General features: G+C 66.6%; 14 protein-coding genes. 2 read left to right on the forward strand and 12 right to left on the reverse strand.

Annotated features, from left to right (window positions below; translation table 11 throughout):
- The 12 genes from ACZ5PO_RS39365 to ACZ5PO_RS39420 all read right to left on the reverse strand — a co-directional run bounded on the left by ACZ5PO_RS39365 (position 1) and on the right by ACZ5PO_RS39420 (position 13,398).
- A complete protein-coding gene (locus ACZ5PO_RS39365) occupies positions 1–1,338 on the reverse strand; it encodes a CmpA/NrtA family ABC transporter substrate-binding protein (RefSeq protein ID WP_464197234.1) in 1,338 nt (445 codons plus the stop codon).
- Positions 1,339–1,610: 272 nt separating this feature from the next.
- The gene (locus ACZ5PO_RS39370; RefSeq protein ID WP_464188855.1) at positions 1,611–2,717 is read right to left on the reverse strand and encodes a CmpA/NrtA family ABC transporter substrate-binding protein; all 1,107 of its coding nucleotides are present in this window, start codon (positions 2,715–2,717) and stop codon (positions 1,611–1,613) included.
- The gene (locus ACZ5PO_RS39375) at positions 2,714–3,298 is read right to left on the reverse strand and encodes an ANTAR domain-containing response regulator (RefSeq protein ID WP_464188857.1); all 585 of its coding nucleotides are present in this window, start codon (positions 3,296–3,298) and stop codon (positions 2,714–2,716) included. Before ACZ5PO_RS39375 ends, ACZ5PO_RS39370 begins: the two co-directional genes overlap by 4 nt.
- 118 nt (positions 3,299–3,416) lie before the next feature.
- Positions 3,417–5,060 carry a porin gene (locus ACZ5PO_RS39380; RefSeq protein WP_464188859.1) on the reverse strand — a complete coding sequence of 548 codons (1,644 nt, stop codon included), beginning with the start codon at positions 5,058–5,060 and terminating at the stop codon, positions 3,417–3,419.
- Between the two features lie 722 nt (positions 5,061–5,782).
- Entirely contained in the window at positions 5,783–6,538 is a 756-nt protein-coding gene (locus tag ACZ5PO_RS39385) for an ABC transporter permease (protein ID WP_464188861.1), read from the reverse strand.
- Positions 6,535–7,275: an ABC transporter permease gene (locus ACZ5PO_RS39390; protein ID WP_464188863.1), complete on the reverse strand. Its 741-nt coding sequence runs from the start codon at positions 7,273–7,275 to the stop codon at positions 6,535–6,537. The genes ACZ5PO_RS39385 and ACZ5PO_RS39390 overlap by 4 nt, the downstream gene beginning before the upstream one ends.
- Positions 7,275–7,985: an ABC transporter ATP-binding protein gene (locus tag ACZ5PO_RS39395; protein ID WP_464188866.1), complete on the reverse strand. Its 711-nt coding sequence runs from the start codon at positions 7,983–7,985 to the stop codon at positions 7,275–7,277. The genes ACZ5PO_RS39390 and ACZ5PO_RS39395 overlap by 1 nt, the downstream gene beginning before the upstream one ends.
- 119 nt (positions 7,986–8,104) lie before the next feature.
- Positions 8,105–9,037, reverse strand: a complete 933-nt coding sequence (locus ACZ5PO_RS39400; RefSeq protein ID WP_464188868.1) for an ABC transporter substrate-binding protein — start codon at positions 9,035–9,037, stop codon at positions 8,105–8,107.
- Positions 9,038–9,345: 308 nt separating this feature from the next.
- The gene (locus ACZ5PO_RS39405) at positions 9,346–10,287 is read right to left on the reverse strand and encodes a fumarylacetoacetate hydrolase family protein (protein WP_464188870.1); all 942 of its coding nucleotides are present in this window, start codon (positions 10,285–10,287) and stop codon (positions 9,346–9,348) included.
- 55 nt (positions 10,288–10,342) lie between these two features.
- Positions 10,343–11,329 carry an MBL fold metallo-hydrolase gene (locus ACZ5PO_RS39410; RefSeq protein ID WP_464188872.1) on the reverse strand — a complete coding sequence of 329 codons (987 nt, stop codon included), beginning with the start codon at positions 11,327–11,329 and terminating at the stop codon, positions 10,343–10,345.
- Between the two features lie 166 nt (positions 11,330–11,495).
- Entirely contained in the window at positions 11,496–12,152 is a 657-nt protein-coding gene (locus ACZ5PO_RS39415) for a TetR/AcrR family transcriptional regulator (protein WP_464188875.1), read from the reverse strand.
- Between the two features lie 403 nt (positions 12,153–12,555).
- A complete protein-coding gene (locus tag ACZ5PO_RS39420; RefSeq protein ID WP_464188877.1) occupies positions 12,556–13,398 on the reverse strand; it encodes a universal stress protein in 843 nt (280 codons plus the stop codon).
- Between the two features lie 342 nt (positions 13,399–13,740).
- Here ACZ5PO_RS39420 and ACZ5PO_RS39425 point away from each other — a divergent pair, with 342 nt between their 5' ends.
- Both ACZ5PO_RS39425 and ACZ5PO_RS39430 read left to right on the forward strand, forming a co-directional pair.
- On the forward strand, positions 13,741–14,232 hold the full coding sequence (locus tag ACZ5PO_RS39425; RefSeq protein WP_464188879.1) for a MarR family winged helix-turn-helix transcriptional regulator: 492 nt from the start codon (positions 13,741–13,743) through the stop codon (positions 14,230–14,232).
- A 151-nt stretch (positions 14,233–14,383) separates the two neighbouring features.
- Positions 14,384–15,346 (forward strand): metal ABC transporter substrate-binding protein, encoded by a 963-nt coding sequence (locus ACZ5PO_RS39430; RefSeq protein ID WP_464188881.1) that lies wholly within the window; start codon positions 14,384–14,386, stop codon positions 15,344–15,346.
- Positions 15,347–15,427: the final 81 nt, after the last annotated feature.

Below are 15,427 nucleotides of genomic sequence, written 5' to 3' on the forward strand. Positions count from 1 at the left end.
TCAGACCATGGCCCGCTTGATCGAGAGGCTCTTGAGGTAGCCCATCGGGTCGGCGGGATCGAAGACCTTGCCGTCGAAGAACGTCTCGACGCCGCGCGAGCTGGAGGCCGGCACGTCGCCGGCCGGCGCGTCGATCGCCTTGGCCGCCTGCCGCCACAGATCCTCGCGGTTCACCTTGTCGACCCAGGCCTTGATGTCCAGCGTCGGCTCGTACTTGCCCCAGCGGATGTCCTCCGTGAGGAACCAGGCATCGTGGCTCTTGAACGGATAGGAGACGCCGCCGGTCCAGAACTTCATCTGCTGGTCGGTGCCGGTGGCCACCCGGCCGTTGCCGTAGTTGATGTCGCCCTTCAGCCGCCCGATGATGTCGGCGACGGGGACGTTGAACCATTGGCGCTTGCCGACGATCGCGGCCAGCTCGGCTTTGTTCTCCGCCTTCTCGCACCATTGCTGCGCTTCCATGACCGCCATCAGGATCGCCAAGGCGGCTTTGGGGTTCTTGTCGACCCAGTCGGCGCGCATGCCGAGCGCCTTCTCGGGATGCCGCTTCCAGATCTCGCCCGTCGTGCACGCCGTGAAGCCGATGCCCTGGTTGACGAGCTGCTCGTTCCAGGGCTCGCCCACGCAGAATGCATCCATGGTGCCAACTTTCATGTTGGCGACCATCTGTGGCGGCGGCACCACGATGGTCGAGACGTCCTTGTCGGGATCGATGCCGGCGGCCGCCAGCCAATAGCGGATCCACAGGTCGTGGGTGCCGCCCGGGAAGGTCATGGCCACCTTGACCTCCTTGCCCGCGGCCTTGCGCTCCGCGAAGGCGGCCTTCAGCGGCGAGGCGTCGGTGGTGACCTTGAGGTCCTTGTAGTCGTTGGAGACGGAGATCGCCTGGGCGTCGTAGTTGAGGCGCGCCAGCAGGTACATCGGCGTCGGCTGGTTGTTCTGCGTGACCTTGCCGGTCGAGATCAGGTAGGGGGTCGGGCTCAGGATATGGGCGCCGTCGATGCCGTTGGCTGCACCGCCGAGCACGAGGTTGTCGCGCGTCGCGCCCCACGAGGCCTGCTTCACCACCTCCACATCAGGCATGCCGTACTTGGCGAACAGCCCCTTCTCCTTGGCGATGACCAGCGGCGAGGCGTCGATCAGGGCGATGTAGCCGAGGATCGCCTTGGTGGTCTCCGGACCGGTTCCCTGGGCGAAGGCGCCGCCGGGGAAGGCGGCTTTCGCCGCGCCGAGCAGGGCGGCCGCCGACAGCGTGCCGCGGAGGAAGCCGCGACGCGACGGCCCCGGGTCAGCGGTTGCCTCTGCGGTGGCCGGTTTCGTCCCGCTCAGCACATCCATGGTCATCGGGCTCCCCTCTCGCTCTCGGCGCCGGACGCCGGAAAACAAAAAAGCCGCGTCGAGCTTGGGGGAGCCCCAAACCCGTCCGCGGCATTGCTACGGGCCCGCCATTAGACCCTTCCGGCTTCCTCGAAGCAGGTCTCGTGCCAGGAAGCGAATTCGCGCAGAGCCGGACGTCGTCCCTCCGCGGCATGGCCGTAGAGGCTTCGCAGGCGCGCTCACCTCTTTTGCTGCAGTGCGAAGGAAATAGGCTCGCCGCGCTCGAAATTGCGTCAGCGACTATCCTGCGGAGGCGCGGCGAACGGCTTGGGGATCGGCGTCTCGGCCGCAACGACACCGGCCAGCTCGAACAGGTCGGGCCGATAGACGCGGTGGGCGGCGTCGCGCTGGGTGGCGGACGCCGCGAGCTGGCCGGCGTCGACCATTTGCGCCAGCAGAAAATCGACCTGGGCCGGCGTCGGCCGCAGGGCGGCCGGATCGAGCCGGATGTAGGCGAGATCCGGCACCGGCGGCGGCGCCGGGCCGAGCGGCAGCTCGCCGGCCAGGATCATGTCGACGATGGCGGCGGGCACGCCGAGGATCTCGGGCCGCGCCATGAGCTGCGCGAGCCCGGCCCGGTTGGCCGCGTCCGCGCACCAGCGGGCCGCGTTGGCCAGCGCCCGCACCAGCGCCGCCATCGTCTCGGGCTGCTCCGCGAGGACGCGCGTCGGCACGCCCAGCACCTTCTCCGGGCAATCGGCGACGATCTGGGTGCCGTGATGCATGATCACCGCATGGCCCGCGGCGATCGTCGTCGCATTCCACGGCGCGCCGACGCAGAAGCCGTCGACGTGGCCGCTTTCAAGGCTCTTCGCCATCAGCGGCGGTGGGATGACGACCAGGTTGACGTCCCGCTCCGGATCGATGCCGCCGGCCGCCATCCATGTCCGCAGCTGGTAATGGTGCGTCGAGAACGGAAAGGTGTGGGCGAAGGCCAGTGGCGGCTCGCCCGCCGCCGCCCGGCGGTCGATGAGGCGCTTCAGCGCCGCCGATGAGACCCGCGGATCGAGGCTCGGTGCCGTGCCGGCCTCGGCTGCGAGCGCCTCGTAGAGGGCCCGCGAGACGGTGATCGCGTTGCCGTTGAGATTGAGCGCCATCGGCACGCTGATCGCCACCTTGATATGGCCGAGCCCGAGCGTCGAAGCGATCGCGGCGGGCGCCAGCATGTGGGCGGCATCGAACAGGCCGACGTTCAGCTTGTCCCGGATGTTGGCCCAGGACACCTCGCGCACCAGATCCAGATGGAGGCCCTCGGCCTCGGCGAAGCCCTCGTCCCGCGCCGCGACCAGGAGAGCCGCATCGAGCAGCGGGATGAAGCCGATCCGCAGGGAGATGGTCATCGCAGCAGCTCCGCGGCCGTCACGATGGATTGCGCCACTTGCGCCAGCGTGCGGTTTTCGTTCATGGCGGTGCGCCGGATGAGGCGGAAGGCCTCGTCCTCGGAGATAGTCTTGACCCGCATGAGGATGCCTTTGGCGCGGTCGAGGATCTTGCGGTCCTCGAGCTTCGATTTGGCCTCCGCCAGCTCCTGCTTGAGCTTGGCGAAGGCGTTGAAGCGGACGATCGCCGTCTCGACGATGTGCTTCACCCGGCTCTGCTTCAGCCCGTCGACGATATAGGTGGAGACGCCGGCGTCGATGGCCGCGGCGATCATCGGGCTGTCCGACTGGTCGACGAACATCGCCACCGGGCGGCTGACCAGCCGGCTGACGTGGAACATCTGCTCCAGGCTGTCGCGGCTTGGATTTTCCAGATCGATCACGATCACGTCCGGATCGATCTGCTGCAGGCGCGCGAGCAGGCCGGCTGTCTCGCCGATGACGATGATCCGGGTATAGCCGGCGTCGCGCAGCCCCTCTTCGAGGATGGCGCTCCGCACCGGGCTCTCGTCGACGATGGCGATCCGCGTGGCGTTGGTCATCGGCCCTTCGACAGGCGCGCCGGCTCACCTGGGCCGACGCCGGAGGGCCCAGGCAAATCTTGCGCCGCGCCGGCGGCAGGCGCGCCGGCGACTGTCGAATCAAGCCGGGAGCTGGCCGTCAGAACGTGCGGTCGATGCGCACGCGGGTCGCCCAATTGTCGTCGTTGCTGGTGGTTCGCCCGGTCGCCGCGCCGCCCTTGTTGTTATCGTAGACGCGCCCTTGCGGGTCGATGCGCTGATAGAGCAGCTCGATGCCGAGATCGAGGTCCTTGACCGGCGACCAGACCAGGTTGGCGAGGGCCTGATACTCGTTGAAGCTCTTGAAGGCGACGTTGTAGGCGCCGGCCGCGATGCTCGCCGCGGTCAGCACGCCGCTGCCGTTGACGCCGTAGACGTTGCCCAACGGCCCGGCAACGCGGGCGGCGCCGGGATACTCCAATTGGCCGTAGGTGAAGACGAACCCGGACCGCCACTGCGGGGCCCAGTAATGCAGGAAGGCGGCGGCGGCCGACCACGAGGTGGTCAGCTTGATGTCGCCGCTGGTGGGGTCGACGTAGCCGTCGAGCTTCCAGGCATTGAAGCGGGTGCCGCCGCCGATGCCGCCCTCGATCGCGCCCGAACGGCCGATCGGACCGTCGAGGCCGACATACGACATGGCGCCGCGGGCATAGGCCGCCTGCAGCCACAGGGCATCGCCCGGCGCCAGGAACGGCAGGTTGACCTTCACGCCGGCCTGGAGGGCATAGCCCCACGCCGCGTCCGGGCGCGGTGTAGAGGTATTCAGCGGGATCGCCGCCGGCACCGATGCCCCGTCGGGGTAGTAGGTGTTGCCGATGTACGAACCAATGGACAATTGATGCACGGCGCCGGAGATCTGCGCCGAGCCCCAGGACTGGTCGACGCGGAGGTTGGCGACGAAGTCGGGGATCTGTTCGCGCTGGGCGATGTCGACGAAGGCCCGGCCGGTCACGGCGCCTGAACCGCCGTAGACATAGACCGGCGAGCCATAGGTGCAGCCGGCCACGCCGCTGGCGCAGATCGGGTTCAGCACCGCCGAGGTGCCCGCAAAGAAGCCGGTGTTGTTGGCGCCGAACGGATTGACCGAGAACAGCGGATTGCGGCGGAAGGTCGGATCTTCCGCCGACACCGTCGCGCTGAAGCCGTTGCCCAGCTGAACGGTGTAGGCCAGCAGATTGGTGGACGAGACGTTCGAGGTGATCGACGTGTTCGACAGCTCGATCTCGGTGACATAGAAATCGTAGAATGACGACGCGCGGCCGGCGGTCAAACCGGCAAACTGGATGAACGCCTTGTCGACCTCGACGTATTTGTAGGCGCGATTGTAGGTGTCGATGCCCGTCGCGTTGAACGACGACGGGCCGAAGTTCCGCAGGGTCGGCGAGGCGCCCGACGTCTGTCCGGTGCGGCTGGCGATGTCGAAGCGCACGAAGGTCCGCAGCGTGCCCCAGGCGGTCGCGGTGCGCGCGTCGACCTGAATGCGGCCCGCTCCGATGAAGGCGGATTTGTCGAGACCGTTGAGCGATCGGTACTGGTTGTAATTGTACTGGAACTGGGCACGGCCACCGATCTTGATGCACGTATCGGTGCCGGGAATGTAGAAGAAGCCGACGCCATGAACCGCGCAGACCTTGACATATTCGACCGGCGCCGACTTGCTCATCGGCAGATCGGCCCCCTGCGCCGCGGCGGCAGGCAACAAGCCTGCTGCGGACCCCAGCAGGATTCCCTTGACGATCCTCATTGTTATCCCCCCGAAAACATTCAAGACATGGCGGACCGCTGCCGATGGAACGGCTCTGGCGGCTGGTGGACGGCGCAAAGGAACGACTCGTCTTCGAGTCATCATCCCGATTCGTCTATTCGTTTAAGCATGATCTGTCGCTGATCCGGACTACGGAGTGCCGGATCGACGTTCATTCGACGAATCATATTCTTTTTAATTCGCCAAATTTAGCTCTCATCTTAACGATTATTACTTACATAACGCAATGTTTATTTTTTCTAAATTTTCAGTTTCAGAAAATGAATCCGTATCTATTTTCAACATCTCGATCAAACACGTACAGTCGAGCGGCACCACCGGCTGAAGCGTCGCCTCACCCGCTCGATCGCATTCGCGCGTACACGCCGCCCGCCGGCCGCAATCCGGCCGGATGGCCTCGGCGTCGCGACCTGACCCGGCGGCCTCGCCGGAACGCCTCACGACCGCGGAGAGGCGCTCGAGATGAATAGACCTGGAGCACGTCTATCCGATCGGACGGTCACATCTGATCGAGAGGTGCTCTACTCTACACCTCGGAAGGGCGTCGCTGTTGAACGCCTGAACTGTGGATCGGCCGCGCTAGAGCGGGTTGATTTTTCTTCGAATCATCATCCCGCTCTAAGTCATTATTTACGCATGATCTATTCGCTGACGCGGACCTTCGGTTCCAAAAGCCGGCGTCCACTTTTTGGGATTATGCACTATTGCCAACGCAGCAGGCGGCCTTGCGCGGCCTGGACCAGAGTGTTGGCGAGATAGCCGACGAGGCCGAGCATGATGATTCCGGCGAACAGATCGGCGCTTCGAAACGAACGCGCAGCGAGCAGGATGGTCGAGCCGAGCCCGGGCTCGGCCGACATCATCTCCGTCACCACGGCGAGGATGAGGGAGACCGTCAACGCCAGGCGCAGGCCCGCGAAGATGTCCGGCAGTGCGTTGGGCAACGCGATGCTGCGAATGAAGGTGAGCTTCGACAGCTCGAGCGCGCGTGCCACTTCGAGCAGCCGCGGGTCGATCGCCTTGAGCCCCTGGATGGTGCCCAGGAGCACGGGCCACAGCGAGCCGAAGGCGATGACGGCGACGATCATCGTCTTGGTGAGCCCCAGCAGCAGGATCGCCACCGGGATGATAGCCGACGCCGGCAGCGGACGCAGAACCTCGAGGCTCGGCTCCAGGTAGGCTCGCGCGGTCGGCGACAGGCCGACCGCGATGCCGATGGCCAGGCCGAGCAGGGAGGCGACGCAGAATCCCTGGAGCATCCGGCCGACCGTTCCGATCGTCGCGGCAGCCAGCGTTCCGTCGTCTGCCTGCTGCAGCAGCGCCGCGAAGGCGCGATCGGGACCGGGCAGGAACACGGGCGGAACGACGGCGGCATCGGCCAGCAACTGCCAGCAGCCGATGAGGGCGAGGAGCAGCGCCAGGCTGCCGGCAAGCCGCAGGAGCGAGCGGCCGGTCATGGCGCCACCGTCCACCGCCGGAACAGCCTGTCCTGGGCGAGGACGAGGCCGGCATTGACGATCCAGCCGAGCAGGCCGACCCAGAGCAGGAAGGCGAACATCCGCGCCGGCTGCAGCGTCTCTTGCGACACCACCAGAGCGTAGCCGAGGCCAAGCGGGTTGGCCGTGATCTCGACCGTGACCGCCACCACCAGGGCGATGCCGGCCGCCAGGCGGATGCCGACGAACAGGCGCGGCAGGATCGACGGCAGGATGATCTTGCGGAGCCGAGCGACCAGGCCGAGCTCCAGCACCCGGGCCACCTCCAGCGTCTGGGGCGGGACCTGGGCGACGGCCGCCTGCGTGATGATCAGCGTCGGCCACAGGCAGGCGAAGGCGACGATCGAGATCGTCATGGCGTAGCCGAAGCCGAAGGCCAGCATGGCGATCGGGATCAGGGCGACGGACGGGATCGGGCGCAGCACCTCGAGCGTGACCTGGGCCAGATCGGAGGCGAGCGCAGACAGGCCGAGCATCGTCCCCATGGCGACGCCGATCAGCGCGCCGATGGCCAGCCCCACAATCGCCGCCGTCAGCGTCTGCGCCGTCGCCTGGAGAAGGCTGCCGTCGCCGAGGGCGCGGGCCGCGGCGACGATCACCTCGCTCGGCGTGGACAGCAGCTCGGAGCCGAACAGCCCACTGCGGCCGGCCATTTCCCAGAGCACGAGAAGGAGGGTTGGAAACACGAACGGGCGCATCAGTGTCCACCCGGCAGTCGCTGGAAGAGCTCGTGCCGATAGGCCAGGAACTCCGGGCTCTCTCGCGTGGTCAACTGGTTGCGCGGCCGGTCGAGCACCACGTCGATCACCGCCGCGATGCGCCCCGGACGGCTGTCCATCGCCACCACGCGATCGCCGAGGTAGATCGCCTCCTCGATGTCGTGGGTCACGAAGATCACCGTCATGCCGGTCTCGGCGGCGAGGCGCGCCACCTCGTCCTGCAAGCTCTGCCTGGTCATGGCGTCGAGCGCGCCGAACGGCTCGTCCATCAGCAGCAGGCGCGGCTGCTGCGCCAGGCAACGGGCGATCTGCAGGCGCTGCTGCATGCCGCCCGACAGCTGCCGCGGGAAATGGGTCTTCCAATCGGCGAGGCCGACCTTGCGCAGCAGACCGTCGATGATCTCCGCATGGTCGCGGCGCGGCACGCCACGCGTCTCCAGCACCAGCGCCACGTTGCCGGCGACGCTGCGCCAGGGCAGCAGGGCCTTGCCGTAGTCCTGGAAGACGATCGCCCGCTCCCGGGTCGGCTTGGTGACCGGCCGCCCGGCGAAGGTGATGGCGCCCGAGGTGGGCCGGGCGAGGCCGCCGATGAGCCGCAGCAGGGTGGTCTTGCCGCAGCCCGAGCCGCCGATGATCGAGACGAACTCGCCGCTGTGCACCTGGAGCGAGATGTCCGACAGGATCGTCATGGGCGCTTGGGCCCCTCCTTTTTGGCCCCCGCCGACCTCGAAGCCGACGTGGTCGACCGACAGCAGCGTAGGGGCGCCGTCGCGGACGGCCGCCGGGCGGGCTGTGCGAAGGGAGGCCATCAGTGCCATATGACTTTGCTCGCATCGACGGGCTTGCGGGTCAGCCCCTGGGACAGGCAGGTCTTCGACCAGAAGTCGATCTGCGCATCGGTGAGCTTGGCATCGAGGGCGGGCAGCGGCAGCTGCGCGATCACCTCCGGCGGCAGCTTGGTGTAGACCGCGATCGCCTTGCGGAGCGCCGCGGGGTCGGCCTTGGCCAGCTCATCGGCCTGCACCATGGAGAGCTGGAAGGCCTTGGCCGCGTCCCGGTTCGCGTCCGCCCACCTGCGGGCGGCGACGAACCATCCGGCCGCCGTGCCGGGCTTTATTTCGCTCAGGTAGTTGGAGACGAGATAGCCGGACTTGTTGTCTATAGCGCGGGTCTTGAACGGATCGGCGGTGACGATGGCATCGACCTGTCCGGTCTTGAGGATGTCGCCGAGCTGGGCGAAGGGCGCTTCGACGAAGGAGACCTTCTTCCAGTCCACGCCGCGGCCGCTCAGCCATTCGCGAAACAGCACGTGCAGGAAGGCGTTGAGACCGGGGGTGCCGACCTTCTTGCCGATGAAGTCCTTGGCCTCCTTGATCCCCGATCCCTCGCGCGCCAGCACGGCCGCATCCGTCACCCGCTCCGACGTGACGGAGCCGCCGGTGAGCACGACCAGATCGACTCCGGCCTCGATCGCCTGCAGCGTCACCGGCGGGGTCGGCGTCGCGACCTGGAGACTGTCGGCCAGGAGCGCCGCCGGCGTCGTGGACGAGTTCGGCACGAGCACCATCTCGACGTCGAGCCCATTCTTGGCGAAGATGCCCTGGTCGGCAGCGACGAAGGCCGTGGCAAAAGCGCTCGTCGCAGAATAGCCGAGCCGGATCTTGGTGGCCGCGGACGCCGCATCGGCGCCCAGAAGCCCCATCACCGCAAGCAGCGCCCCCAGAATTCGACGGTAAGACATGGCGTTTTCCTCTGGCGTCTTGGTCCTCGCTTGGTAACAAGGACTCCGTTCTCTATGCGGGCGTCGCTAGTCGCCCGATTTAGTCAATTTGCTAGGAGTTATGCACCGGGCTTTGAGTCTTTGAGCGGATGGATGGTCGGGTCAAGCCCGACCATGACGTTGAGTATAAAGGCTTTCCGTCTCCACTCGTCATAGTCGGGCTTGACCCGACCATCCATCGACTTGAAGACTCATGCGTCGCCATCGGGCATTTTCATTGCAGAAGAGCTGAAGCGCCCCATTGAAGCGCTTCGCAATGAGGACATGCTCTAGGGCCTTGGGCCGAGCGTATTGCGCAGCACACCGAGACCGGTGACCTCGAGCTCGATGACGTCGCCACCTTCGAGATAGCGCCCGAGCTCGAGCCCGCAGCCGTTGCCGACCGTGCCGGACCCGAAGAATTCACCCGCGTGGATCGTCTCGTCCTGGGAGATGTGGGCGAGAATGTCCTCGAACTTATGGTGCATCTCGCCGCTGTTGCCGCGCGAGCGCTCCTCGCCGTTGATGCGAACGATCATCTCGAGGTTATAGGGATTGGGCACCTCGTCGGCCGTCACCAGCCAGGGCCCGATGATGTTGCCCGTGTCGAAGTCCTTGCCCTTGGCCGGGCCGAGCTGGCCGGCCATCTCCTCGGCCTGGGCGTCGCGGGCGCTCATGTCGTTGAAGATCGAATAGCCGAAGATGTAATCGCGGGCGCGATCACGGCTGATGTTCTTGCCGCTTTTGCCGGTGAAGATGCAGAACTCCATCTCGTAGTCGAGAAGCTTGCAGTAGCGCGGCCACTCGATCGGATGCTCCGGGCCGATGACGCTGAAGCGGTTGGCCTTGTAGTAGATCGGCTGCTTGTACCAGACCGGGGGGATCTCGATCTTGTCGAGGTCGACAGGCTGGCCGGGCGCGCTGCGCATCAACGCGCTGGCCCGCGCCTGCTTCAGATGCTTCTCGAAGCACAGGCAGTCGCGCATCTGCCGGGGCTCGGGGACCGGCGCCAGCAGGCGCACGTCGGTGGCGGGACGGACGACAGCGGCCCCATCACCCTCGCTCAGCCGCCGCGCCTCGTCGAGAGCCGCCGGCCCGGCGTCGATGAGGGCCAGCATGTCGCGAAAATGCGCCGCCGGGCGGCTGGCGGTGAAGTCGACGACCTCGCCGTCCCTGACGAGCGCGCCGATATGGCGTTGCGCATCCTTCGTCTCGAATGTCACGAGCTTCACGGCTCAACCTCCCTCATGTGCGCTGGTCTTCTGCCGGCGTTGCCGCCGCCGTCGGTCAGTGATCGTGGTCGTGCGCTCGGCCGCAGCCGCAGGCCTTGGCCTTGTGCCAGCGGGACATGTCGGCCCACAGCTGAAGCGGGCCCGGCTCGTCCTTCAGGCCGAACTCCCGGTAGAGCGAGGCGACGTTGATGACGATGCGCTCGGGATCGATCCAGTCGGCATAGGGATCGAGCGAGATCTCCATCGCGGCATCGTAGTAATTCAAACCGGAATCGTAGAGCTTTCTCGCCTCGGTCTCGATGTATTCGAGATAGCTCCTGAAGTGCCGTACGCCGTTCTTGTCCGTGATGGCGCCATGCCCGGGCACGACGATGTCGACGTCCCAGCCGAGGATGGTGTCGCAGGCCCGGATCCAGTTGCCGATCGGACCGGCCCACAGCACCGGGTGGCCGCCGACGAACATGATGTCGCCGGTGAAGACGGTGCGGTCCTGGGGAACGTAGACCAGGGTGTCGCCAGGCGTGTGGGCGGGGCCGACGTGCAGGCACTCGACCGCCTTGTCGCCGACCTTGAGCGAGAGATGCGTCTCGAAGGTCTGCGTCGGCGCCGTGTAGACCACGTCGTCGAACTTGAAGTTCTTGCCCATCACGTCATAGAGGAACTGCGCGCCTTCGCCCAGCTTGTCCCGGTTCTTGACCATCTCGGCCAGAAACGCGGGCGGGCGCTCCAGCATCTCCTCGGCAGTGGCGACCGTCGTGATGATCTGGGCGCCCTCGACGAGCTGGTTGCCGAAGGTGTGGTCGCCGTTGGCGTGCGTGTTCACCAGCGTGCCGATGGTGCGTGCGGCCGGCACCGCATCGCGCATGGTGTCCAGCATCTCCCGAGTCAGCTGCAAGTCGAACAGCGTATCGACAAGAAGGTTGGCCTCGCCGTCGACGATCAGGCCGGCGTTGCTCCATCCCCAGCTGCCGTCGGGCTGCAGATAGGCGTAGCAGCCGTTGCCGAGATCATGCAGGCCTTTGGTGTATTGCCACCTGGGCATGGACGTCGCTCCCTGTTGTTCGATCTTGATGCCGCCGTCGGTGATCAGGGCGGCTAGAGCGCTTTGCAATTGGGTGGACTCACCCAATCGCAAAGCGCTCCAGATTCAAAAGACGATGAGCATTTCTCTGCCATTGGATGGGTCCATCCAATGGCAGAGAAATGCTCTAGCTGTCCGTCGGCGGCCGGAAGGCGCTCACGACGAAGGCGATGATCTGCGCGATCAGTTCCTGCCGGTCGGCCGCATCGGCGATGCCGCCGGACAGGTTCTTGAGGCGGTTCTCGGGGGCGCAATCCGACACCACCGAGAGGATGGCGCCCAGGGACAGATGGTAACGCCAGTGGATCTCGGCCTCGCTCAGGTGCGGGCAGACCCGGCGCAGGAGGCCGATGGTCCGCAGCGCCACCGCATCGAGATGCTTGTTGCCGATCTCGCGGGCCACGGCGAGCTGAGCGAGCCGGTGCTCCTGGATGATGTAGACCAGGAGCCGCCGCTGCTCCTCGTCCCCCTCGGTGTAGGGCCTGATGAGGATACGGAAGATGGCCTCGACCGTGATGGGCTCGGGGCCCGCCTCGAGCGCATCGTAGGCGCGGTGGCGCGCTTCACAGTTCGCGAAGGTGAGCGCGTCGAAGACCTCGTAGGCCAGGCCGTCCTTCGAGCCGAAATGGTAATTCACTGCGCCGAGGCTGATGCCCGCCTCCTCGGTGATCTCGCGCATCGTGGTCTGCTGGATGCCGTTCATCGCGAAACGCCGCGCGGCGGCCTTGGCGATGGCTTCGCGCGTTTCGCTGTCGGCGGGATTGATCACTCGTTTTGAACGCATGTTCAGAACGTAGCATCGCGATATGAGGGCGTCAACGGCGGATGCGGAGCCTGGCGCAGTGCTTGGTCGGCTCGGGGAGATCCGGATAATCCGTGCTGCGCCCGGAGCGGGCAAAGCAAACGACGTGATCGATGCCGGAAGCTTTTGTCTTGAAGCGTGAGCGCGTTTGCGCTGCCCCTACTCCCTAGAGCATTTCGCCATTGGATGGACCCATCCAATGGCGGAGAAATGCTCATAGTCTTTTGAATCTGGAGCGCTTTGCGATTGGGTGGTTCCACCCAATCGCAAAGCGCTCTAGCGGGCAGACACATTTCGACGGGGCAGATTCCGCCGTCGTTGAGGCGGTGGAAGCCACGCCCCACCAGCCCCTCCCCTGCGGTCAGGACAGTCCCCCTCGCGGCGGTCAGTGCGCCAGCAGCAGGGGAACGTCGGTCAGGGTGATGACGTCGCGCGTCGTGCCGCCGGTGAACCATTCGCGCAGGCGCGAGTGGCCGTAGCCGCCCATGACGATCAAGTCGGCGGAGAGGCGGTGGGCCTGCTCGAGCAGCACCTCGGCCGCGACGCGGCTGCCGCGATCGACCGGATGGACTTCCACCTTGGCGCCGTGACGGTCGAGGTGGGCGGCGAGGTCGTCGGCCGAGCGCGCCACCAGCTCATCGTCCCTGACGATGGCGTAGACGATGTCGGTGCGCGTCGAATGGGTGATCAGCGGCATGGCTTCGGCGACCGCGCGTGCCGCTTCGCGGCAGTCGCGCCAGCCGATCAGGACACGGCGAATCGTGTCGGGCGCGCGCCGGCCGGGCGGGATCAGCATGATGCCGCGGCCGCTCTCCAGCAGCACCGCTTCCACCAGTTCCGCCCAATCCCCGGCCGCGTCGCTCCGGTAGGGGCAGCTGGCCACGAACAGATCCGCCCAGCGCGCCTGGCGGGCGGCGTGCCGGGCCAGGTTGGCCGGCCGCTCGTCGAGACGCCTGATCTCGGTCGGCACCTCCAGGCGGCCCAGCCGATCGGAGAGGCGCGCCGCGATGGCGTCGCCCTCGCGCCGCAGTTGCTCCTCGATGTCGGCGACCACCGAGACGGCCGCGGCCCCGGCCTCGATCGGCATCACCGTGGCGTAGTCCGGCAGCGGATTGGTGAACAGGCCCGTGACATGCGCGCCGATCGCCGTCGCCACCGCCTCGACGTGGCCCAGGCGAACCTCGTCCTCGGCCGTTCCGTCGAGATGCACCATCAGGTCCTTGATCATCGCCGTCATCCATGGGTAAGGCGCGGGCCCTTAGCGGGGCGCATCCGGCGGATTTGCAGTTCGATGCCATTCATGGCATCCGCGTTCCGGAACTTCAAATCCGGAGACCGCGCAAGCGCATGGATCGGCTTCGGCGAGCAGAGGTTGCGCCGCGCCCCGGTCGAGTGCAAGTGCAGGGAACCGACGTCGCGACGAGGGACCTGACGCTGTGGAGTGCCGGTCACGAGACGATCGCCGCCGCCGTGCTAAGAGCCGTGAAGACGGCGTGCGTCCCGTGATCGGGGGCGGCGTCCCCGCCGCCCGGACGGCTCCATCTCCGCGCCAAGCGCTTTAGGCCACGATATGCACGACCCTCTTCCCGGCGACAGCGAGCGCCCCGCAAGCCCCGAGGACTCGGAGCCGCTGGTCCTGCAGCATTACATGCCCTACCGCTTGGCCGTCCTGTCCGAGGCGGTCTCGCAGGGGCTCGCCAAGCACTATGCCCGCCGCTTCGGCATCGCCATTCCGGAATGGCGCGTGCTCGCGGTGCTGGGCGAGTACAAGCGGATGACCGGCAAAGCCATCGGCCAGCACACCCGCATGCACAAGACCAAGGTGTCGCGCGCCGTCTCCACCCTGGAGAAGCGCGGCCTGGTCATCGGCGAGGTGAGCTCCAACGACCGGCGCGAGATCAACCTGTCGCTCACCGACGAGGGCTATGTCGTCTATCGGCAGATCATTCCCGTCGCCCTCGCCTACCAGGAGAAGGTGGTGGGCGGCCTGGCGGACACCGACATCGCGGCGCTCAACCGGGTCATCGACGCGATCTTCGAACGGGTCGACGCACCGGATTAGAGGCTTCCCGGTCGGTCCATGGCCGCGCCTCCCGCGACGGTCGATCGCAGCCGGACGCCTTGTCCGCCGTTCATGCAACGTTATAACATTTTTCGTCGGACGGACGGGATGCTCCGCCCTGCCCGCTTCCCACGGCTCAAGGAACAACGCCATGGCTTGCAATTCAGACCGGGTCCAACGTCGCCCCGGACAGGACGCGACCGGCACGACGCGACGCGCCGTCACGGGCGCGCTGGCGCTCATCGCCGCGGCTCTCGTCGCTCCAGCCGCGTTCGCGGCCGAGCCGCTGCCGGTCGTCGCCTCGTTCTCGATCCTGGGTGATCTGGTCAAGCAGGTCGGCGGCGATCATGTCGCCGTCGATGTCCTGGTCGGCCCGGACGGCGACGCGCACGTGTTCTCGCCGGCGCCGGCCGATGCCAAGAAACTCGCGGCCGCCAAGCTCGTCGTCGTCAACGGCCTCGGCCTGGAGGGCTGGATCGCGCGGCTGATCAAGGCGTCCGGCACCAAGGCGCCGGTCGTCGTCGCCTCCCAGGGGGTGAAGTCGATCAAGGGCGAGGACGAGGATCATCCGGGCCATGAGGCGATCGATCCGCACGCCTGGCAGAACGTCGCCAATGCCAAGATCTACGTGGCCAACATTCGCGACGCACTGATCAAGGCCGACCCGACCGGCAAGGCCGGCTACGATGCGCGGGCCACCGCCTACCTGGCCGAGCTGACCAACGTGGACGGCGAGGTGAAAGCGGCCATCGCCGCCATCCCGCCCGACCGGCGCCGCATCATCACCACCCACGACGCCTTCGGCTATTTCGCCCGCGCCTACGGGCTGGAGGTGATCGCGCCCCAGGGCGTGTCGACCGAAACCGAGGCCTCGGCCAAGGACGTGGCCCGCGTCATCAGCCAGATCAAGACGCAGAAAATCCCGGCGGTGTTCCTGGAGAACATCTCCGATCCGCGCCTCATGGACCGCATCGCCCAGGAGACCGGCGCCGCCATCGGCGGCAAGCTGTACTCGGACGCTCTTTCGCCCGCCGGCGGCCCGGCCGCCACCTACGTCGACATGATGCGGTCCAACAGCGCCGCGTTCAAAGCAGCGCTGACGCCGAAGTCTTGACCCGGGCGCTGCGCCATCGCGGGGTCTCACCAGACTGCGAAACGCTCTAGCTCCGCACCGAGATTTTGACGCTTGAGCCCA

The sequence above is a fragment of the Chelatococcus sp. KU-N122 genome, from assembly GCF_055391085.1.